An 18,765-nucleotide genomic window follows, 5' to 3' on the forward strand; every position below is an offset into this window, starting at 1 on the left:
GAAATTCGACTGGCTGTCGAATCAGACTGTCGGGAATCGACCGCACTGCCGCGTCGGATGTCCGGAAACAGTCACGCTGTCGCATCAGGTTGACGGGAACCCGACACACCGTCTCACCGGCCGACCGCCGTCCCTTTTGTGGTTGGACCGTTAGGTGACTGCGTGGTAGAAGTACTCCTCTTCGTCGGACTGCTGGTGGCAGTGTTCGTCGGATTCAACATCGGCGGGTCGTCTACGGGAGTCGCCTTCGGCCCGGCGGTCGGAAGCAACGTGCTCGGAAAACTCGCCGCGGCGGCGTTGATGACCGGGTTCGCGCTCCTCGGGGGCTGGACCATCGGCCGCGAAGTCGTCGCCAAGATGGGCGGCGAAATCGTCCCACAGAGCGAGTTCACGCTGACAGCGAGCGTCGCTGTCCTCTTTTTCGTCGGCCTGGCGCTTCTCGTCTCCAACACCTTCGGTGTCCCCGCCTCCACGTCGATGACGGCGGTCGGGGCAATCGCCGGTCTCGGCCTCGCCCGCGGGTCGCTCAACTCTGGCGTGATGCTCGAAATCATCTCGTGGTGGATTGTCGCCCCCGTCATCGCCTTCTGGATTTGCGCCGTCATCGGTCGCTACGTCTACCCCTACCTCGACGCATGGCTCAAACTCGATCAGAGTCCAGGCCCGCTCGTGGAACTCGACCGCGACCGGTTGGTTCCGTCGTTCACACTTGGTCCAAACACGACTGTACGCGAGTTCGCCAGTACCGTTCTCGTCGTCCTCGTCGCCTGTTACATGGCGTTTTCGGCGGGCGCGTCCAACGTCGCCAACGCCGTCGCGCCGCTCGTCGGCAACGGCTCGATTGGGATGAACGCCGGTATCCTCCTGGCCGCCGGCGCAATCGGTCTCGGCGCGTTCACCATCGCCCGCCGGACGCTCGATACCGTCGGAAACGACCTCACGCAACTTCCTATCCTCGCCGCGCTCATCGTCGAGACCGTGAGTGCGTCGCTCATCTCGTTTCTCTCCGCAATCGGCATCCCAGCGAGTCTCGCGGTGAGCGCCACCATGTGCATCGTCGGACTCGGGTGGGGCCGTGCCACCCGAACCGTCACGCTCGGCGAGGCGCTCAGTGGTGGTGAAGCACCGAAAGTGTCGGTCAACGCCCTCGCCGCAGAACGCGAAGATGAGGTGCCGAAGATGGGCGAAGAGGCACCCGACGAACTCTCCGCACAGGACTTGTTCGACCCCGGAACGACGGGTCGCGTCATCTTCTTTTGGATGCTCACGCCGTCGCTCTCAGCGATTGCTTCGTACGCGCTGTTTTCTTCGGGTGTTCTCACTTCAGGTGTCGTTTAGACGCTATATTTCTCCCCTTTCACACCCGAATTCAATTACTGCTTGACATGTTGTGTGTTACCCGTTATCTGTGATAGAAGCCGCCATGTGGCCCAAATTCGGCGCACGGAACAGCAAAGTCTAATGGGGTGGCCTCCGAATCGCTTGTTGATGCCCACGGTAACCTACCTCAACTACGAAGTTCTTGATGACCAAGGCTGGGACCTCGACGACGACGACCTCTTCAACAAGGCCGCTGACGCCGGTCTCGACGCCGAAGATTACGGTGAGATGGAGGTCAACCAGGGCGAATACATCCTGGAAGCCGCCGAGGCGCAGGGCTACGACTGGCCCTTCAGCTGCCGCGCAGGTGCCTGTGCGAACTGTGCAGCCATCGTCAAGGAAGGCGACATCGAGATGGACATGCAGCAGATCCTCTCCGACGAGGAAGTCAACGACAAGGACGTCCGTCTCACCTGTATCGGTTCGCCTACTGCGGACGAGGTCAAGATCGTCTACAACGCGAAGCACCTCGACTACCTGCAGAACCGCGTCATCTAAGGCGCTAACTCAGCATTTTCTTTTGACGCCGCGTCGGTGAGCAACAGTACCGTCACGAATCGGCGGTGATTTGCCCCTACAGTCGTCTCGGTATCGCACTTCGAACCCGCGTTGTTTTAATTGCTCCCCGGCACAGCCAGTTTCAGGTTTGATACCCGTCCCGAACACCTAACTCCTCTCCCCTCCGTCTGCCGGTATGTTCGGTATCGGTACGCTCCCTGACCTCTTGCGACTGGTCGTCATCCCGGTTCTCGCGTGGACCGCGTGGCGCGACATTCGCACGCGGCGCGTCCCCAACCTCGTCTGGTATCCGCTTGCGGCCTTGGGACTCGGCTTGCTCGCGTGGGAACTGCTGGGCCACTTCCCGGCCGAGACGGTCTTCGACCGACTCTATCTCATCCGCGTCGGCGTGAGCGTCTTCTTCGTCGTCCCGCTTTCGTACCTGTTTTGGCGACTCGGTGGCTTCGGAGGTGCCGACGCGAAGGCTCTCATCGTCTTTGCAATTCTCCTTCCGACGTTCCCGAGTTACGAACTCGTCGGCGTCGGCTTTCCACTCGCAGAGCCGACGCGACTCGGTGTCTTCTCGATGACCATCCTCACGAACACCGTCATCGTCGGTCTCGCCTATCCGCTGTTGCTCGCCGCTCGCAACCTCGCCGACGGCGAGTTCGAGTTTCCGCTTTCGTTCGTCGGCCGCCGAGTCTCCGTCTCGTCCCTTTCGACCGCCCACGGCCGACTGTTCGAATCGCCCGACGGCATCACCAGAAGTGGACTCGACCTCGACGCACTTCGGATGTATCTCCGCTGGCGCGGTCTGACGCTTTCGGACGTCCGAGCGAATCCGGCGTCGCTCCGTGACCCAGAAAGCATCGGCGAGACGTTCGACCCGACCGACGGTGCGGTCCACCGCGCGACGACTGACGGGGGAACTCCCGAAGGCGAGAACACTGCGGCTGAATCGGCAGACGGGACCGACCACCACCCCGAAGCGTCCGAACTCACTCACGACGCCGATGACGACTCCGGTGTTGCTCCCGACTCCGACGACCCATGGGGTGCCGAAGCGTTCCTCGACGAAATCGAGGGGTCCGCCTACGGGACGACGCCGGACAAACTGCGCGGCGGTCTCGAACTCGTCTCGACGCGCAACTCGGTCTGGATTTCGCCTGGCATCCCGTTTATCGTCCCGATGTTCGTCGGTCTCGTCGTCGCGTTCGTCTACGGTGACATCCTCTTCGGTGCCCTCCGCGCGCTCGGAATCGTCTGATTTCTGACGACTGACGACGCACAAGAGATATCCTTCGTGAATCCGTGGCACGAAGCAGAGCCATGACGGTCGATGTCGATTTCGGCGAAGACGGACTCGTTCCTGCCGTGGCGCAGGACGCGGATTCCGGGGCGGTGCTGATGTTGGCTTACGTCTCGCCCGAAGCCCTCGAACGGACCATCGAGACGGGGCGAGCGCACTACTACTCACGAAGCCGCGACGAACTCTGGGAAAAGGGTGCTTCGAGCGGCCACACACAGGACATTCGAGAAATTCGTGTCGATTGCGACGCCGACACTCTTCTTTATCTCGTCGAACAGAACGTCGGCGCGTGCCACACCGGCCACCGGTCGTGTTTCTACCGGACGGTCGAAGGCGAGAACGTCGGCGAGCGCGTCTTCGACCCCGCCGACGTCTACGACGACTGAACAGATGAACACGAGAGTAGAACGATGGTGAATGCGGTCTTCGTAGTGGCGACGGCCGTCGGTCTCGGGTGCTTCGTTTTCGGTGCCCGACTGCTCAAAAGCGGTGCGGCCGCCCGACGCGTCGCTCGCTCCGACGACCCCGAGTTCGTCCTCGACCCGACTCGGGAGGACCCCCCGGACGACGATATTGACGCCACCGACCTCGAACGCGGCTTCATGCTTCTCGTCTTCGGCGGGTTGGCGCTGGTCTTCGCGGCGATTAGCCTGTGAGCGGGCGCGCCATGACGACCACCGGATACATTTCGCCTCCGACCTCGGATTCGTCTCGGTAAAGCGTCTCGAACCCCTGCGAGCGGTAGAACCCGATTGCGGCCTCGTTTTCTGCGAACGCTTCGAGGACGAGACGGTCGTACCCGTCGGGAACCGCGGCGGCAACGTCAGCCAGCAGTGCCGACCCGATACCCTCACCCCACCGCGACGGTTCGACGTAGAGAAGCCACAATCCGGCGTCGTCGTCGCCGACGAACGACTTGGTCTCGTCGTCGTTCCATCGAGTCGCGGCGAACCCGACGACCTCGTCGGTTTCCCCTTGGGTTTCGACTGCGACGACGTGCCGCCCCGATTCGGTCTCGTTGAGCGTATTGGCGTAGTCCAGTCGGTCCCGAAGCCGTGTCTCGTCGGGCGGCGTGCTCCGGTCGGGAAGTGCCTCGGGCGGCAGAATGTGGTCGTACGCTTTGACCCAACACCGGGCGTTCACCCGCCAGACGCCTCGTATCTCTGCGCGTGACGCTGGCGGCCTGATATCGATAGTCACGAGGCTGTCGGCGTCCATACGGCAACGTCTCGCTCCTGACCAAAAGTCGTTACTCGCCTATAGGTCTTTGACGGCGGCCCGGAGCGCGTCCGCGGCGTCTTCGGCGAGTTCGGTCGCACGCGTTTCGCTTCGTCCTTCGGCGTAGACGCGAACCTTCGGTTCGGTCCCCGAGGGGCGAACGAGCACCCACGCGTCGCCGTAGTCGAGTCGGTAGCCGTCGGTCGTGTTCGGCGTCGCATCGGCCGACTGGGCGTACTCGTCGGCGGCGTTCAGCATCGCCGTCAACTCGGCTTCTTCGGTGTATCCGAGGTTGATGCGGACGTTGTAGTAGCCCTGATACGGGGCGACGATTTCGCTCGCGGGGCGCTCGGCGACGAGTTCGAGGAACTTCGCCGCGATGTACGCGCCGTCGCGGACGAGACGGTAGTTCGGGAAGAAGACGCCGCCGTTGCCCTCGCCGGCGACGGGGACAGTCTCGCCTTCGCGCCAGAGTTCGCGGATGCGGGTGATGAGATTCGTCGCGCCGATGGGCGTGAGTTCGAGGTCGGCACCGACCTCGTCACACACGTCTACGAGTCGCTGAGAGACGTTTACCGCGGAGACGGTCACGTCGCCGGGTTCGAGGGCGGCGGCCGCGAGCGCCGCGAGCGACGCTTCGCCGGAGATGCTATCGCCGTGTTCGTCAACGAAGACGGCCCGGTCGGCGTCGCCGTCGTGAGCGATTCCGACGTCGGCGTCGGTCGCGCGGACGAGTCGTTCGAGGTCGCGCAGGTTCTCGGGGACGGGTTCCGACTGGCGACCGGGGAAGTGGCCGTCGGGTTGGGCGTTGACAGTCCGAACCTCACAGCCGAGTTCGCGGAGGAAATCGGGCGTGACGAGCGACCCGGCACCGTGACCGGGGTCGAGCGCGACGGTGAGATTCGCGTCCGCAATTGCCTCGCGGTCGATACTGGCGAGGAGTTCCTCGCGGTAGTCGTCGTTGACGGTTTCGACGGTTCGGGTAGCGCCGACGCCGTCCCACGCGGCCACGTCGAACTCCTCGGCGAGGATGTGGTCTTCGATGCGCTCTAACTCTTCGACGGCGAGTTCGACGCCGTCGTCGCCGACGAGTTTGACGCCGTTGAACTCCGGCGGGTTGTGCGACGCCGTGATGACGACGCCCGGAACGCGCTGGTTTTCGCAGTACTTGACGGCGGCGGGCGTCGGCACGACGCCGAGGTCGTCCACATCGACGCCGACGCTGGCGAGACCGGACATGGCGGCGTTGACGAACATCTCTCCCGTGGTTCGCGTGTCTCGTGCGATGGCAACGCGGTCAGCGTTCCAGACCGTGCCAGCGGCCTTCGCAACGCGAAGAACGAACTCCGGGGTGAGGCTCTCACCCACCACGCCCCGCGTTCCGCTGGAACCGAAGAGTTTCATTGAGTGTGTCTGTATCCCGGCGAGACAAAGCCGTTCCGAACTATTGACTCTCGGTTACCCGAGCACTGAGATTCGCTGACAGATAGCCGGCCGCTCGCGCGTCTCGAATTTCGCGTCGTCACGCCGGCCACTTCGTCTCGTGGCGAAGCGACAGTCTCCGCATTCGGTGCGTTTAGGCACGTCGCTCGCCCACACTGGCGTATGTTCCCGGAGTTCGAAGTCGTCCCCGCGGTCGATATGCAAGACGGCGAAGTCGTCCAACTCGTCCAAGGCGAACGCGGCACGGAAACGACGTACGGCGACCCGGTCGAGGCCGCTCGCCGTTGGGTCGATGCCGGCGCGGAAACTCTCCATCTCGTTGACCTCGACGGCGCGTTCGAAGGCGACCGAAAGAACGCTCCGGCGGTCGATGCAGTCCTCGACGCGGTCGAAGTTCCGGTCCAACTCGGTGGCGGCATCCGCACCGCGGCGGGTGCCCGCGACCTCCTCGACCGAGGGGTTGACCGCGTCATCCTCGGCACTGCCGCCGTCGAAACCCCCGATATCGTCGCCGAACTCGCCGCCGACTACCCCGACGGCGTGATGGTCAGTCTCGACGCGAAAGACGGCGAAGTCGTCGTCTCCGGATGGACCGAGGGGACCGGTCTCGACCCCGCCGAGGCCGCCGCCCGCTACGAGGACCTCGGAGCCGCCGCGATACTCTTTACCGACGTGGACGTGGAGGGCCGACTCGAAGGCGTCCACCTCGATACGACCTCTCGCGTCGTCGATGCGGTCGATATTCCTGTCGTCGCCTCCGGCGGCGTCGCTTCGCTGGAAGACGTTCGGGCGCTCCGAGACGCCGGGGCGGCCGCGACTGTCGTCGGCACCGCGCTCTACGAGGGTCGGTTTACGCTCGAAGAAGCGAGAGACGTGTAGGATTGCGGAGCACGGACCAGTTTGAGGCAACTGGAGACAACCCGAACCCTGCCGTCACGGCCGAGTCGCCGCAGACGGTTGTCCACCCGCCTCTAATCGCCCTCAGAACCGAACGTAGCGCTCGACGAGTCTGCCGAGGCTGTCAACCGTTCCGTAGACGCCGACCGCGACGAACAACACCCCGATTGCCGTCGTTTCGGGGCGAGACGTACTGAGAAACGGCCCGCTGAGGAGGAGCATACTGAGCGTCACCACGTCGCGCTTCGGACTCGCTACCGGCCCACGTCGCGTCATCGGCGACGACCTCTCAGTCGGTGTCTCTTGTCTCGCATCGTGACTGAACCCGCTTTCCTATCGTCTGTCCCGTTCCCCTCCGTCGATAACCGCCGCACTGACTGCCAACAACACGAGCACGACCCCAAGCGCGATGGCAACTCCCGAGCGGGCAGTGAGCAGTAGCCCCCCAACGCAGATGGTGTAGCCAACCACCAGCGCTCCCTTGCGCTGCATGTACGACCCTTCTCATCCGAAGGTATGAACTTCCGGCAGACGAGCGTCTGACGATGGATTATTCATTGATATGCTCAATTTATAATACTGTTTCTCGGATATACATTGTGTATTCACTCGGCTGAGACGACATCATGGTAGTCGTAACAGCTCCAGTAAGCGGTGAATATCATGGTTACACTGCGATTATTCGGGCTACGAGGTCCGTAACTAAGCTACTGTCTGTGATGCAGTACGTGCTGGCAGTGCTGGGGCTACCTATAGTTGCGTTTGCAACCGGGGACACGGCCAATCGAACGACAGCGTTCGGCCGAGTGTACACTGACGCGCAAACACTACTATCCCTCACCGGAACACCCATGAGTGAATCTAAACCAATCGACGGGAGCGTGGGCCGGACTGGCTCGACCGTGGCTGGTGAGTCGGCCGCCGAACCGACGCGCGACGACGTATTCGAGGCGCTGAGCAACCGCAGGCGGCGGTACGCCTTGCACTACCTGAAGCAACTCGACGCGGACGGTCCCGTCGAACTCTCAGCGGTTTCGGCACAAGTCGCGGCCTGGGAACGGGGCACTGACCCCCAACAACTGTCCTATGACGACCGAAAGAACGTCCACACGGCGTTGTACCAGTTTCACGCGCCGAAGATGGACGAATTAGGACTCATCAACTACGATACGTGCCGAGGCACGGTCGAACTCACAGACGCCGGCCGAGAACTCGACGTGTATCTGCAGACGGCGACCGGAACCGACGCGCCGTGGAGCGTCTACTTTCTTTTCCTCTCGCTCGGGACGACCACGCTCGTCGGCGCTGTCTGGCTCGGTTTCTATCCGTTTTCGCTCGTCTCCGGGGTGGCGTGGGCCGAGCTCGTCGCCGTCTCGTTTCTCGTCTCGTCGGCGGTGTTCGCCTACCACGACCGGTATTCGGTCAGCGTCAACACTGCGGGACCGCCGCCGGAGATAGACGACTAATCGCTTTTGTACCGGCGACGGGCCGTCGGGTCGGCGAGCCTGTCGACGTGCCGCGTTCCCCGCCGCATCGCCGAAACTGGCCACGACGAGAATTCATATATGGGCGGCTCCCTTCGAACGCGACATGAGCGACGCCGACCGAACCGCGGCCGTCTCCCGGGAGACCGCCGAGACGACAATCGACGTGACACTCGCCATCGATGGCGACGGCGACGCGGTCGTCGATACCGGCATCGGCTTTTTCGACCACATGCTGGAAGCCTTCGCCAAACACGGCCTGTTCGACCTGACCGTCCAGTGCGACGGCGACCTCCACATCGACGACCACCACACCGTCGAAGACGTGGCTATCGTCGTCGGTGAGGCCTTCACGGAGGCGCTCGGCGACAAACGCGGTATCGTCCGCTACGCCGACCGAAAAGTCCCGCTCGACGAGGCTGTCGCCTCGGTCGTCGTTGACGTGTCCGGACGACCGTTTTTCGAGTTCTCCGGCGAGTTCTCACAGCCCTTCGTCGGCGAGTTCACGAGCGTCATGGCCGAACACTTCGCCATGTCGCTGGCGATGAACGCCGGACTCACGCTCCACGCCGGCGTCGAAGGCGAAAACGCCCACCACGAGGTCGAAGCGCTGTTCAAAGCCCTCGCGCGCGCCCTCGACGATGCGACGCGAGTTGACCCGCGGCGTTCCGACACGCCGAGTACGAAAGGCAAACTCTAGGCCGAGAATCGCCTCGCCCCTGCCTCTCTTTTCTTCCCCGCTTCTCTCCTCCCCCTCGCTTCAGGGGCGACGAAGCATGCCGCCGTCATCGACGAGCAGGTCCCGTTCGATGGCGTAGTCGAAGATGTCCGCAACTTCGTCGTCGTCGAGGTCGTACGCGCCCGACGCTAACGACTCGATTTCCGCCCGTTCGACGGGGAACTCACGGTTCTGTAGGATGCGAATGACTTTGCGGAACTTCGGTGGTTCGGGCCGCATGTCGCTGTCTCCGGACTTCTCTTCGTCCGCCGATTCCGTCTCTGACGCGTCAGACGCTCCCGTCTGGTCGGCTTCGACACCCGGAGTCGTCTCGGAGTCGTTTTCGCTCGTTTCGTCGGCTTCCACGCTGGTCGCCGAGTGACCCGCGTCACCGAGCGGGTCCGGCGAGTCACCCTCGGTGGGTTCACCGGTGGTCGGTTCGTCGCCGCTTGGTTCGGTCTCGACCGATTCACCACCTGTTTTGTCGTCCTGCCCGTCGGTCGATTCGTCGGGCGTCGGCGCGGGGTCAACGGATTCCACGTCGACAGACGCCGCGTTGCCGACTGACTCACCTCCGGCTCTCGTCGGCGTCGTGGATGCACCCGTCTCTGCTGGCGCGTCGTCGGGGATGTCCACGTCCGCACCGACGCCGAGTCGAGACAAAAGCGGCGCAATCACGTCGGTAAGCGTCTCTTGGCAGTGTTCACAGAGGATGACGCGGCGCTGGTCGTCGGCAGGAGTCAACTCCGGCGGCAGTACCTCGAAGACACCCACCGCGTCGGTCCCACAGAAGTCGCACGTACGTAACTCGCGCATGCACGACGGGTGTTCGCGCCGACGGTTAAACCCATCTCCGGGAGTCGGCCGTGTTCCGAACCCGGCACGTGTCTGGCGGTTCTCGGCCCTCGGTTCGAAGCGGCCGACGTACCACTTAATGTGGCTGACCGCAAACCCCCGACCTAACGAATGTTCGACGAGATTATGGAGAAGTTCGAGGGCAGTCCGAGCCAGCAGGCTGTCATTCGACTCCTTTTGGAACGCGGTTTTTCCGTCAACGACGAGGGCAGAGTCGTCTCCGGCGGCATCGAGATACCGAACACCGGTATCGCAAGAGAGGCCGACGTGGACCGGCGAGTCGTCGATTCGACCACCGACGCCATCCTCGCCGACGAAGACCTCCGCCAAATCTTCCAGAACATCTCGGCGATTCCGAGTCTGATGGACCTCGCGCCGGTGCTCAACCTCTCCGTGCTCACCGTCGAGGTCGCCGACGCCGACGAACCCGGTATCGTCGCAACCGTCACCTCGAAACTGGCCGACGCGGACATCTCCATCCGGCAGACGATTAGCGAGGACCCCGAGTTCACCGACGACCCGAAACTCTACATCATCACCGACGAACCGGTTCCGGGCGACCTGCTCAACGAGCTTTCGAGTCTCGATTTCGTCCGCCGAATCACTATCGCCTGACTCAGGAATTATTCGAATAGATAAACGAATCACGACAATCGAACCTCGAACGAACAACCATTACTCATTTTAATGAACAAATTGCTCCACATCGTGTTCTAAACTGGACAGTACTTATGTAGTTCAATGAGGTATGTTATGTCATGACTCGAACCCGTGCGTGTATGTGCTGTGGGGCGACGATTTCGGACGTTCGACACCTGTGCGGTGTCTGTATTCAGAACGGCTGTACGTCGTACGCCAACACTTGCGGACAGTAGTTCGGGTTTCTCGGTCCTCTCGTAGCGGGCGCACGGCCCGCACGGGAAGGAATGTTTTTGCATGCCGCGACGCCAATTCGAAGTCATGACTGACGCCTATCGAACCGTCGCGGAACGGGCCGAAGCCCGTTTCGAGGTCAACGGCTCGGAGTTCATCGGATACATCTCCCCCGCCGAGACGGTCGAGGAGGCGGAAGCGTTCGTCGCCGACATCGAAGCGCGACACCCCGACGCGACACACAACGTCCCCGCGTATCGAGTCCCCGCCGGCAGTGGCTCTTCTGCGGTCCCCGGCGATGGGAACGTCATGCTCCGGGAGTACCAGAGCGACGACGGTGAGCCGACCGGTTCGTCGGGAAAACCCGCGTTGAACGTCCTCGTCCAACAGGACATTCGCAACGTCGCCGCGGTCGTAACCCGATATTACGGCGGCACTAACCTCGGCGTCGGTGGACTCGCCCGAGCGTACTCCCGCGCCGTCAAGGAGGCCCTCGACGCGGCGGGTGTCGTAACGGAGATTCCCCACGAGCGATTCACCGCGACCGTCGAGTACGACGATTCCGGCGACGTGCGCGGAATCCTCGAATCGACCGGCGTCGAGTTCGACGCCGATTACGACCAGCGCGTCTCCTTTTCGGTTCGCGTCCCCGTCGAAGACGGACCCGGTCTCCGCGACAGACTGCGGAGCGCGACGAGCGGTCGAGTCGAACTGGAGTGACGACACGACGCCGAGACCAGCGTCCGTAGACTGATTCCCACACGGTGGCCGACGAGTCGTCGGCGTCACCGCCGTCAGAACACGTTTTTCGACACGAAACGAAGGGGTTCGGCGAGTTCATGGCTCGCCCCACCGAACCCCGTGTAACCCTCTCTCACAATAGGTAACGGGGGTGCAGTTCGGGACGTTCAACTCGAACACAATCGGATTCGAGTCGGGCGCTTTTCGACCCGAAAAGAAGGGGTTGTCCCGTCTGTCCGTCGGCCGCGCTTCAATCGACGATTATCTCGGAGTCGGACGACGCCGACGACGACGCTTTCGGCGACATCTGTTCTTCGTATCTCGTTATCCAGTCGGCGAAGCACGTCGGGCAAAGCCGTTGGTCGTCAACTGCCGAGCCATCGACTTGCAGGCGGACCGCCCGGGCGAGCGCATCTTCGACCGCGCGCCCACACCCGTCGCACGGGTCGCTCATGGTCGAGTCCCTCCAGTGACGCGAATATCGTCCATGGTTCGGAGGTGCGCGGGTGGTAACTTAGTCGTTACCCGAACACGAGTCGCACAGATGCGAACGGCGAGTACAGAGAGGAAAGAGACGCGGATTACGTCGTACGGAACGCGCGGTCGCCGGCGTCGCCGAGACCGGGGACGATGTAGCCGTTGTCGTCGAGGTAATCGTCGATGGAGACCGTCAGCAGGTCAACGTCGGGGAATTCGCCGTCAACGCGGAGCAGTCCGTCGGGAGCCGAGACGGCAGACAGAACGAACAGTTTTTCGGGGTCGACGTCGGCGTTTTCGAGGATGTGGTCGAGAACGGCACACATCGTCGAACCCGTGGCGAGCATCGGGTCGGCCACGATGACGGTGTCTTTCTCGGTGATTTCGGGAAGCTTCACGTAGTCGATGGTGATGGGAAAGCCGCCTTGGTCGTCCATCCCGGCTTCTTCGTCGCGGCCGGCAGAGATGACGCCCTGCTTCGCGCGCGGGAACGCCTTGAGTAGTCCTTCGACGAACGGCGTCGCGGCGCGGAGCACGTTGATGATAACCACGTCGTCGAGACCCTTCACGTGCTCACCGGTCGTCTCAGCGAGCGGCGTCTGAATACTGACGTACTCGGTTTCCATCGCGCCGTCGATAATCTCGTAGCCACAGATACGGCCGAGTTTGACGAGGCCCTTCCGGAATGCGACCTGCGTCGTTTCCACGTCCCGAAGGCGTGAGAGCGTGTCCTTCGCCAGCGCATGCGTGATGAGGTACGCATCGTCTCGGTCTTCGATTGGCATCTTACCGAATATGCGGACTCCCGAAGGACATAAATGCGGCTATCGGCCGCCAGCGGTCCCCTGCGGGTAGTTCACGAATAGAATAGTCTACTCGTCGAACCGCCTCACTTGGTTACGAGGTATGTAACCGCCGTCAACACCAGCGCCGCCGACGCGACGTTGACGACCGAAAACGCCGCGAGGTCGAGAGACGAGAGTCCGTAGACGACGATCGACGCGAAGACGGTCGAGAGACCGAGGTTCATGACGAACAGCACTCGCGGGTCGCCGTCGCCCCACTCGATTTCGCCCGTACCGTCACTCATCTCCCGCCCCTCCGCCCATCGCCGTCAGTCGCTCTTTCCGCCCCGGTTCGGCGAGTCTGCGCTCTTTTCCGGCCTCGGTCGGGTAACGGGTGTCCGCTACTGACGCCCCCGGTTCGAGCAACTGCTCGTCGAGCGCCTCCGCGAGACCTGCCTCGTCGATGTCGCGGCCGATGAACACGAGTTCGGTTCGTCTGTCGCCGTACGTGTCGTGCCAGTCGAGTTCGGGGTGGTTCCGGCGGTACGCGTCCTGTTCGAACGATGGACGCGTCGCAATCCACGGCCCAGCGGCGGTGACGGTCGCCGAGGGTCCGGCCTGACTGTATGTGTAGTGGACGCTTTCGGTCCCCGCGAGCCACAGCGAGCCTTTGGCGCGAACGACCGAGTCGGGGAGGGAACCGAGCACCGCGGCCGCACCGTCGGGGTCGAGAGGTGCCCGTCGTCGGTAGACGAACGAGGTGATGCCGTAGGTCGCTTCGGCGTGTGAGGTATTGTGGCCGTGACCGTGGCGATGGCTGTCGTCGCCGTCGCCGTGGCCATCGTCGCCGTCACTGACACGAGAGTCGCCCTCGTTCCCATCGAGAACGGTCCGCCACCCAACCGGCGCATCGGGGTCGTGGAGCGAAGCAAGCAGTCTCTTCGTGGCGACGTTGCCGTAGGCCGTCTCCGCTATTTCGACGTCGGGGCGGAGCGCTTCGACGACCTCGCGGACCGCCCCCAGTTCGGCGTCGGCGACGAGGTCGCGTTTGTTGAGAACGACGATGTCGGCGCTTTCGACCTGTTCGACCAAGAGATCGGAAAGCGGGCGAACCCCGCCGTCGCTTTCCTCGGCGACGGTTCGTTCCGGGTCGCCACCGACGAAGGTGTCCGCGAAGAGACGCACGTCCACGACGGTCACGAGACCGGCGACCTCGTATCTCGCGGCCGCCCGCGACGTGACGAACAGTCGCGCGACCGGGCCGGGTTCCGAGACGCCGGACGCCTCGACGACGAGGTGGTCGAACGACCGCTCTCGTGCGAGTCTGACGACGGCGGTTTCGAGGTCGTCCTGCAACTCACAGCAGATACACCCGTTCGAGAGTTCGGTCACGCCGTTTCCGACCGAGAGGTCGGACTCCGACGCGACCAACTCCGCATCGACGTTGACAGCACCCATATCGTTGACGAGCACGGCGATGTCGCGGTCACCCGCGTTCGTCAACAGGTGGTTCAGAAGCGTCGTCTTCCCCGCGCCGAGGCTCCCGCCGAGTACTGTCACCGGAATCGCCTCGTGCGGATTCATTGACTGCCTTTCCGCGGCCTCGCTTATGAACGCGCGGGAACCGACGTGATTGTTCGTGAACGACACGTTTTTGTCCCGGAACGGAAGAGTATGTAAACTGATGGCACTTGTCGAACGAATCGCATCGTTCCGCAAACTCGCCGCGGAGTGGCTACGCGGTCTCTACCACGGGATGATTTCTCACCCCGCCTACGAGAAAATCGAAAAACAGGCCGAAGACCACGAAGACGCGTTCATGCTCGCGTGTTTTCCCGACGCCTTCGGCATCCCGTCGCCCGTTTCGTATTACACTGCCGAACTGCTTCCGTTTCTCGAAGACGAGTTCGAGGCGTGGGAGCGTCGGATGTGGGACCGCGGGTCGCTCCTCGAACGCAAGGGCCACCAGTACCACTTCTAACATGCGCGCGAACTACGTTCGACATGCACACGACCACCTCTAACCTCCCTCACGATGCGTAAATTCGTCTTCTTCGGCGGGAAGGGCGGCGTCGGCAAGACGACGCTATCCAGCGCCTACGCCGTCAAGTGCGCCCGCGCCGGAATTCGGACGCTCCTCGTCTCGACCGACCCGGCACACAGCACCCGCGACGTGTTCGACCAGCAGTTCACTGATTCCCCGTCGTCCGTCGAAGGTGAGACGAATCTCGACGCAATGGAGATTGACCCCGAGACGGAGGTTCGTGACCACCTCATGGAGACGAAGCGGGCGATGGGTGACCAAGTGAGTCCGGCGATGGTCAACGAAATCGACCGCCAGATAGAGATGGCTCACCAAACGCCCGGTGCTCACGAGTCGGCGCTGTTCGACCGTTTTATCGACGTGATGCGCTCGGCCGACGACTACGACCGCGTCGTCTTCGACACGTCGCCTACGGGCGGGACGCTCCGATTGCTCTCGCTTCCGGGCCATCTCGACGGCTGGATTCAACGACTCCTCCACAAGCGAAAACAGTCCGTCAAACTGTTCGAGCGCGCGGCAATCGGGAACAACGAACCGCGGCGGATGATGGACGGCGACCCGATTATCGCCCGACTCGAACAGCGACGCGACGCGTTCGCGTTCGCCAAGGAGACGCTCCAAGCGAACGCCGCCTTCTTCCTCGTCGTCAACCCCGACGAACTCTCGATTCGGGAGACGAAACGCGCCGTCGAAGAACTCGACTCCTACGGACTCGACGTTCGAGGGCTTGCGGTCAACCGCCTCACGCCCGAACCCGACCCAGACGAGGAGGGTCGGGGTGCGACATTCCTCCGAAACCGTGTCGAGACCGAACAGGCGAGACTCCGCGAACTCCGCGACACCCTCGAACCACCGCTCGTCGCGGCCATCGAGACGCGCGTCGCCGAAATCAAAGGCGACTTTCTCGGCGACGTTGCCGACGAACTCGACGTCGAACTCGGCGTACAGACGCCGGTCTGACACGCTCCCGTTGTTCTCGGCCGTCTTTCCGTCCCGTCGCCGTCCGGAGGTCCTGTTTTCGAATGGAACATTCACATCTATCGTTACAATTAAGACGACTATTCGTGAGTCTGACATAGGTCACCAATACCATGGTACAAGTAATCTGGCTGGTCGTCACGGTACTCACGTTGTTTACCGTCGGGTACTTCGGCTACTCGCGGTATCTCGCGCAGTTCGTCGAACTTGACGACGACCGAGAGACACCAGCGCACAAATACGAGGATGGACAGGAGTACGTTCCGGCGAAAAAGCCGGTCTTACTGGGGCATCACTATTCGAGTATCGCGGGCGGCGCGCCCATCGTCGGCCCGATTACGGCGGGTGTCGTGTGGGGCTGGGCCCCCGCGTTGGCGTGGATTGCCATCGGGAATCCGCTTCTCGGGAGCGTCCACGACTTCGTATCGCTGTCGAGCAGTCTGCGACACGACGGGAAGTCCATCGGCTACATCATCGGCGAGTACGTCGGCGAGCGCGGCAAGAACATGCTTCTTTGGTTCGCGTTCCTCACTATCGTCCTCGTCGTCGCGGTGTTCGCGCTCGTCGTGGCTATCGTGTTTAACGCCTACCCCGAGGCGGCCACCGCGAGTCTGGTCTACATCGTTCTCGCGGTGCTGTTCGGCATGTATCTCTACCAACTGAACCTGCCGTTCCTGCCGGGGACCGTCGCCTTCGTCACGGCGATGTTTATCGGCGTGTACGCGGGCATTCAGTTCCCGATTGCGCTGTTCGAACCGGCGGCTCGCGCCCCGGCCGATACGTTCGTCCTGTTTTCGGGGTCCGGTGCGTGGCTCCCGGGCGCGAGTTCGTTCAACGGAAACACCGCGGCGTGGGTCCCGGTTATTCTCATCTACGGCGCGGTTGCGAGTGCGCTTCCCGTGTGGGTTCTCCTGCAACCCCGCGACTACCTCTCGTCGTTCCTGCTTTACGCCGGTGTCGGTGGGTCGCTCGTGGCTATCATCGTCGGCACGTTCGTCACGACCCCAACCCAACCGCTCGTGACGAATCTCGACCCGTTCTACGGCTTTATCGGTCGCTCCGGCGCGCCGTTGTTCCCGCTTTTGTTCATCACCATCGCCTGCGGGACCATCAGCGGTTTCCACTCGCTCGTCTCGTCGGGCACGACCTCGAAGCAACTGAACAAGGAGTCCGACGCGCGGGCCATCGGTTACGGCGGCATGCTCGGCGAGGGACTGCTCGCCACCGTCGCGCTCGCCGCGGTCGCTATCGTTGCACCCGACGTCGGCGGCGGAATCGGTCTGGCACTGCCGACGTTCGCGGCCGGTGGCGGCGTCATCCTGTCGAGTTTCGGGATTCCGACGAGCTTCGGTGGGCCATTCATGGCGCTCGTGTTGGTGAGCTTCCTTCTCACCTCGACCGACACGGCGGTTCGTCTCGGTCGCTACATGATGGAAGAAATCGTCGGCACGCCCGAGACGCCCGTCGAGGAGTTTGCGACGAACCGCTACGGCAACGCGTTCGTCCAATCCCTTCCGGCGTACATCCTCATCACGAGCGGGTCGTGGTTGACGCTCTGGCAACTGTTCGGCGGCGCGAACCAACTGCTCGCCGCGCTGGCGCTCTTGACGACGACGGTCTGGCTGGCTAACTGGGACGATTCGAAGCAACTCATCAGCACCGGCGCGCCGATGGCGCTCATGACGATTATCACGTCGCTCGGACTGTTGTGGATCGCGTTCCACGACAACCTCTACGCGAAGTTCATGAATCCGTCGTGGATGGAACAGGCGGGGACGTTCGCAATGGTCTCGGCGGTCGTCCAAATCGTCCTCGCGCTCGTGTTGATTTACTTGGCCTTGTCGCTGGTCAAACTCGGCTACGAGAACATCAGCGACGCTCGTGGGTCGCGTGGCGGCGGTGGTGGCGGTCGTCCGCAACCGAGCGACGACTGAGACGCCCGCAGGTCACCGTTTTCGAAATCGCTCGGCGAGTCGTCGAAACAGCCCCCCAGAGGCGACCGGCGACGCCGCCGACCAGAGCGTAAAGGCGGCGACTGAATCCGCGTTTTGGCTCGCAATCGCGTCCTCGTCGTCGGGCGCGACGACCGCGACGTTCACTTCGTAGTGACCGTGGTAACCGAACTTGATGAGCGTCCGGTCCGAAAAGTCGGAAACGAACTTGCGGACGGACTCGGGCACCGCGTCGGCGACGAGCACGAACGTGAAATCCGTCCCGAAATGTTCTTCGCTCGGTTCGACCCACTCGTCGGCGAGCGCGTGGCCGACTTCGACCAGTCGCTCCAATTCGGTAATCGTCGGGGTTTCGACGCGACGGGCGAACATGTACTCTCTCGCGTGGTGATTGGCGTAGTTGACAGACCGGTGTAGGAACTGCTTTTGGCTCTCCATCCGCATCGACGCAAAGAGGTCGAATCGCTCGTCACGAACCGTGTAGTCCCGTTCGAGGTCGTAATTGAATACGAGGTTATCGGCGACGCGGTCGATGTACTCGTCGTCCCATTCGGGGCGCTCTACGGGGCTGTCGGCGCGGCTCTGTCCCGCCCGCCCCTGCGAGTCGGCGCGGTCCTGTTCTGTCCGCTCTCGTGAGTCGGCGTCGGTCATTCTTCGTCCGGTTCGTATCGCTCGGCATCGCCGGACACCGCAGGAGACCCGAGCGCGAGAAGTTCGACCGGCTCGCTCGCGTCTTCGGGGTTGTACGCGCGATGCGGACTCTCCGGGTCGGCGACGAACAATCCGTCGGTCGGAACCTCGAACGTCCCGTCGAGCGTCTCGACGAAGAGCGTCCCCGAGAGGACGTAAAACGCCTCTTCCTGTTCGGTGTGATAGTGATACGTGAGCGGTACCTGCTCGCCAGGGACCGCCCGGAAGCGGTTGAGCGCGACGGTCTCCAGTCCGGCCTCGCTCCCGACGCGCCGGAGTTCGCACGGCCGGTCCGACACCGGCTCGACGGTCTCCGTGTCAACGACTCGGTATCCCATGACACGGTGCAACACGTTCGAGCGTATAAGCCCACCGCGACCGGCTTGAACCCATCTTTTATTCGTGGTGGTTTCGAAGCGTGTC

24 protein-coding genes are annotated in these 18,765 nt (G+C 62.8%); 13 read left to right on the top strand and 11 right to left on the bottom strand.

Translation table 11 applies throughout. The features are described 5' to 3' along the window. Positions 1-201: 201 nt before the first annotated feature. The 5 genes from C440_RS09350 to C440_RS09370 all read left to right on the top strand — a co-directional run bounded on the left by C440_RS09350 (position 202) and on the right by C440_RS09370 (position 3,843). Positions 202-1,338: an inorganic phosphate transporter gene (locus C440_RS09350; protein ID WP_193788400.1), complete on the top strand. Its 1,137-nt coding sequence runs from the start codon at positions 202-204 to the stop codon at positions 1,336-1,338. A 150-nt stretch (positions 1,339-1,488) separates the two neighbouring features. Next, positions 1,489-1,878 carry a ferredoxin Fer gene (gene fer / locus C440_RS09355; RefSeq protein ID WP_008320166.1) on the top strand — a complete coding sequence of 130 codons (390 nt, stop codon included), beginning with the start codon at positions 1,489-1,491 and terminating at the stop codon, positions 1,876-1,878. 196 nt (positions 1,879-2,074) lie between these two features. After that, positions 2,075-3,145: an A24 family peptidase gene (locus C440_RS09360; protein ID WP_008320167.1), complete on the top strand. Its 1,071-nt coding sequence runs from the start codon at positions 2,075-2,077 to the stop codon at positions 3,143-3,145. 44 nt (positions 3,146-3,189) lie between these two features. Further along, a complete protein-coding gene (gene hisI / locus C440_RS09365; protein ID WP_275040243.1) occupies positions 3,190-3,573 on the top strand; it encodes a phosphoribosyl-AMP cyclohydrolase in 384 nt (127 codons plus the stop codon). A gap of 24 nt (positions 3,574-3,597) precedes the next feature. After that, on the top strand, positions 3,598-3,843 hold the full coding sequence (locus C440_RS09370) for a hypothetical protein (RefSeq protein WP_008320169.1): 246 nt from the start codon (positions 3,598-3,600) through the stop codon (positions 3,841-3,843). On the opposite strand, the gene C440_RS09375 is transcribed toward C440_RS09370, so the two are convergent. Together C440_RS09375 and glmM are read right to left on the bottom strand one after the other, a co-directional pair. Further along, a complete protein-coding gene (locus tag C440_RS09375) occupies positions 3,833-4,405 on the bottom strand; it encodes a GNAT family N-acetyltransferase (protein ID WP_008320170.1) in 573 nt (190 codons plus the stop codon). The genes C440_RS09370 and C440_RS09375 overlap by 11 nt on opposite strands. A 39-nt stretch (positions 4,406-4,444) precedes the next feature. Continuing rightward, entirely contained in the window at positions 4,445-5,809 is a 1,365-nt protein-coding gene (gene glmM / locus C440_RS09380; RefSeq protein WP_008320171.1) for a phosphoglucosamine mutase, read from the bottom strand. A 201-nt stretch (positions 5,810-6,010) separates the two neighbouring features. Here glmM and hisA point away from each other — a divergent pair, with 201 nt between their 5' ends. Continuing rightward, entirely contained in the window at positions 6,011-6,727 is a 717-nt protein-coding gene (hisA, locus tag C440_RS09385; RefSeq protein ID WP_008320172.1) for a 1-(5-phosphoribosyl)-5-[(5-phosphoribosylamino)methylideneamino]imidazole-4-carboxamide isomerase, read from the top strand. Between the two features lie 102 nt (positions 6,728-6,829). Here the strand turns inward: hisA and C440_RS09390 are convergent, their stop codons facing one another. After that, a complete protein-coding gene (locus tag C440_RS09390; protein WP_008320173.1) occupies positions 6,830-7,021 on the bottom strand; it encodes a hypothetical protein in 192 nt (63 codons plus the stop codon). 57 nt (positions 7,022-7,078) lie between these two features. Continuing rightward, complete coding sequence (locus C440_RS09395; RefSeq protein WP_241432026.1) at positions 7,079-7,237, bottom strand: hypothetical protein; 159 nt, start codon at positions 7,235-7,237, stop codon at positions 7,079-7,081. Between the two features lie 359 nt (positions 7,238-7,596). Here C440_RS09395 and C440_RS09400 point away from each other — a divergent pair, with 359 nt between their 5' ends. Both C440_RS09400 and hisB read left to right on the top strand, forming a co-directional pair. After that, positions 7,597-8,211 (top strand): DUF7344 domain-containing protein, encoded by a 615-nt coding sequence (locus C440_RS09400; RefSeq protein WP_008320174.1) that lies wholly within the window; start codon positions 7,597-7,599, stop codon positions 8,209-8,211. A 124-nt stretch (positions 8,212-8,335) separates the two neighbouring features. After that, positions 8,336-8,929, top strand: a complete 594-nt coding sequence (gene hisB / locus C440_RS09405; protein ID WP_008320176.1) for an imidazoleglycerol-phosphate dehydratase HisB — start codon at positions 8,336-8,338, stop codon at positions 8,927-8,929. A gap of 60 nt (positions 8,930-8,989) precedes the next feature. On the opposite strand, the gene C440_RS09410 is transcribed toward hisB, so the two are convergent. Further along, positions 8,990-9,763, bottom strand: coding sequence for a hypothetical protein (locus C440_RS09410; protein ID WP_008320177.1), 774 nt, complete (start codon positions 9,761-9,763; stop codon positions 8,990-8,992). A 150-nt stretch (positions 9,764-9,913) separates the two neighbouring features. Between C440_RS09410 and C440_RS09415 the strand changes: the two genes are divergently transcribed. Next, the gene (locus tag C440_RS09415) at positions 9,914-10,417 is read left to right on the top strand and encodes an ACT domain-containing protein (RefSeq protein WP_008320178.1); all 504 of its coding nucleotides are present in this window, start codon (positions 9,914-9,916) and stop codon (positions 10,415-10,417) included. 345 nt (positions 10,418-10,762) lie between these two features. Then, entirely contained in the window at positions 10,763-11,395 is a 633-nt protein-coding gene (locus tag C440_RS09420) for an IMPACT family protein (protein ID WP_008320180.1), read from the top strand. Between the two features lie 271 nt (positions 11,396-11,666). Here C440_RS09420 and C440_RS09425 read toward each other — a convergent pair whose 3' ends face one another. The 4 genes from C440_RS09425 to C440_RS09440 all read right to left on the bottom strand — a co-directional run bounded on the left by C440_RS09425 (position 11,667) and on the right by C440_RS09440 (position 14,262). Then, positions 11,667-11,870 carry a DUF7569 family protein gene (locus tag C440_RS09425; RefSeq protein WP_008320181.1) on the bottom strand — a complete coding sequence of 68 codons (204 nt, stop codon included), beginning with the start codon at positions 11,868-11,870 and terminating at the stop codon, positions 11,667-11,669. Between the two features lie 127 nt (positions 11,871-11,997). Next, on the bottom strand, positions 11,998-12,678 hold the full coding sequence (upp, locus tag C440_RS09430) for a uracil phosphoribosyltransferase (protein WP_008320182.1): 681 nt from the start codon (positions 12,676-12,678) through the stop codon (positions 11,998-12,000). Between the two features lie 104 nt (positions 12,679-12,782). After that, a complete protein-coding gene (locus C440_RS09435) occupies positions 12,783-12,983 on the bottom strand; it encodes a hypothetical protein (protein ID WP_008320184.1) in 201 nt (66 codons plus the stop codon). Further along, positions 12,976-14,262, bottom strand: coding sequence for a CobW family GTP-binding protein (locus C440_RS09440; protein WP_049915583.1), 1,287 nt, complete (start codon positions 14,260-14,262; stop codon positions 12,976-12,978). The genes C440_RS09435 and C440_RS09440 overlap by 8 nt, the downstream gene beginning before the upstream one ends. 100 nt (positions 14,263-14,362) lie before the next feature. On the opposite strand from C440_RS09440, the gene C440_RS09445 reads away from it, so the two are divergent. From C440_RS09445 to C440_RS09455, 3 genes are all read left to right on the top strand, one after another. Beyond that, on the top strand, positions 14,363-14,659 hold the full coding sequence (locus C440_RS09445) for a hypothetical protein (RefSeq protein WP_008320186.1): 297 nt from the start codon (positions 14,363-14,365) through the stop codon (positions 14,657-14,659). 54 nt (positions 14,660-14,713) lie between these two features. Next, positions 14,714-15,682 carry an ArsA family ATPase gene (locus C440_RS09450; RefSeq protein ID WP_008320187.1) on the top strand — a complete coding sequence of 323 codons (969 nt, stop codon included), beginning with the start codon at positions 14,714-14,716 and terminating at the stop codon, positions 15,680-15,682. A gap of 131 nt (positions 15,683-15,813) precedes the next feature. Next, positions 15,814-17,634 (top strand): carbon starvation CstA family protein, encoded by a 1,821-nt coding sequence (locus C440_RS09455; RefSeq protein WP_008320188.1) that lies wholly within the window; start codon positions 15,814-15,816, stop codon positions 17,632-17,634. 12 nt (positions 17,635-17,646) lie between these two features. Here C440_RS09455 and C440_RS09460 read toward each other — a convergent pair whose 3' ends face one another. Continuing rightward, the gene (locus tag C440_RS09460; RefSeq protein WP_008320189.1) at positions 17,647-18,303 is read right to left on the bottom strand and encodes a hypothetical protein; all 657 of its coding nucleotides are present in this window, start codon (positions 18,301-18,303) and stop codon (positions 17,647-17,649) included. Then, positions 18,300-18,680, bottom strand: a complete 381-nt coding sequence (locus tag C440_RS09465) for a cupin domain-containing protein (protein WP_008320190.1) — start codon at positions 18,678-18,680, stop codon at positions 18,300-18,302. The genes C440_RS09460 and C440_RS09465 overlap by 4 nt, the downstream gene beginning before the upstream one ends. Positions 18,681-18,765: the final 85 nt, after the last annotated feature.

The sequence above is a fragment of the Haloferax mucosum ATCC BAA-1512 genome (assembly GCF_000337815.1).
In the GTDB taxonomy this organism is placed as follows: Archaea; Halobacteriota; Halobacteria; order Halobacteriales; family Haloferacaceae; genus Haloferax; species Haloferax mucosum.

Excerpts from the sequence above, each read along its gene's own strand:
- C440_RS09395 (WP_241432026.1), bottom strand. The coding sequence starts at position 7,237 with ATGCAGCGCAAGGGAGCGCTGGTGGTTGGCTACACCATCTGCGTTGGG.
- C440_RS09390 (WP_008320173.1), bottom strand. The coding sequence starts at position 7,021 with ATGACGCGACGTGGGCCGGTAGCGAGTCCGAAGCGCGACGTGGTGACG.
- C440_RS09455 (WP_008320188.1), top strand. The coding sequence starts at position 15,814 with ATGGTACAAGTAATCTGGCTGGTCGTCACGGTACTCACGTTGTTTACC.
- C440_RS09375 (WP_008320170.1), bottom strand. The coding sequence starts at position 4,405 with ATGGACGCCGACAGCCTCGTGACTATCGATATCAGGCCGCCAGCGTCA.
- C440_RS09465 (WP_008320190.1), bottom strand. The coding sequence starts at position 18,680 with ATGGGATACCGAGTCGTTGACACGGAGACCGTCGAGCCGGTGTCGGAC.
- C440_RS09370 (WP_008320169.1), top strand. The coding sequence starts at position 3,598 with ATGGTGAATGCGGTCTTCGTAGTGGCGACGGCCGTCGGTCTCGGGTGC.
- C440_RS09425 (WP_008320181.1), bottom strand. The coding sequence starts at position 11,870 with ATGAGCGACCCGTGCGACGGGTGTGGGCGCGCGGTCGAAGATGCGCTC.
- C440_RS09435 (WP_008320184.1), bottom strand. The coding sequence starts at position 12,983 with ATGAGTGACGGTACGGGCGAAATCGAGTGGGGCGACGGCGACCCGCGA.
- hisA (WP_008320172.1), top strand. The coding sequence starts at position 6,011 with ATGTTCCCGGAGTTCGAAGTCGTCCCCGCGGTCGATATGCAAGACGGC.
- C440_RS09400 (WP_008320174.1), top strand. The coding sequence starts at position 7,597 with ATGAGTGAATCTAAACCAATCGACGGGAGCGTGGGCCGGACTGGCTCG.
- C440_RS09445 (WP_008320186.1), top strand. The coding sequence starts at position 14,363 with ATGGCACTTGTCGAACGAATCGCATCGTTCCGCAAACTCGCCGCGGAG.
- C440_RS09415 (WP_008320178.1), top strand. The coding sequence starts at position 9,914 with ATGTTCGACGAGATTATGGAGAAGTTCGAGGGCAGTCCGAGCCAGCAG.
- C440_RS09440 (WP_049915583.1), bottom strand. The coding sequence starts at position 14,262 with ATGAATCCGCACGAGGCGATTCCGGTGACAGTACTCGGCGGGAGCCTC.
- C440_RS09450 (WP_008320187.1), top strand. The coding sequence starts at position 14,714 with ATGCGTAAATTCGTCTTCTTCGGCGGGAAGGGCGGCGTCGGCAAGACG.
- upp (WP_008320182.1), bottom strand. The coding sequence starts at position 12,678 with ATGCCAATCGAAGACCGAGACGATGCGTACCTCATCACGCATGCGCTG.
- C440_RS09460 (WP_008320189.1), bottom strand. The coding sequence starts at position 18,303 with ATGACCGACGCCGACTCACGAGAGCGGACAGAACAGGACCGCGCCGAC.
- glmM (WP_008320171.1), bottom strand. The coding sequence starts at position 5,809 with ATGAAACTCTTCGGTTCCAGCGGAACGCGGGGCGTGGTGGGTGAGAGC.
- fer (WP_008320166.1), top strand. The coding sequence starts at position 1,489 with ATGCCCACGGTAACCTACCTCAACTACGAAGTTCTTGATGACCAAGGC.
- hisB (WP_008320176.1), top strand. The coding sequence starts at position 8,336 with ATGAGCGACGCCGACCGAACCGCGGCCGTCTCCCGGGAGACCGCCGAG.
- C440_RS09360 (WP_008320167.1), top strand. The coding sequence starts at position 2,075 with ATGTTCGGTATCGGTACGCTCCCTGACCTCTTGCGACTGGTCGTCATC.
- C440_RS09420 (WP_008320180.1), top strand. The coding sequence starts at position 10,763 with ATGACTGACGCCTATCGAACCGTCGCGGAACGGGCCGAAGCCCGTTTC.
- C440_RS09410 (WP_008320177.1), bottom strand. The coding sequence starts at position 9,763 with ATGCGCGAGTTACGTACGTGCGACTTCTGTGGGACCGACGCGGTGGGT.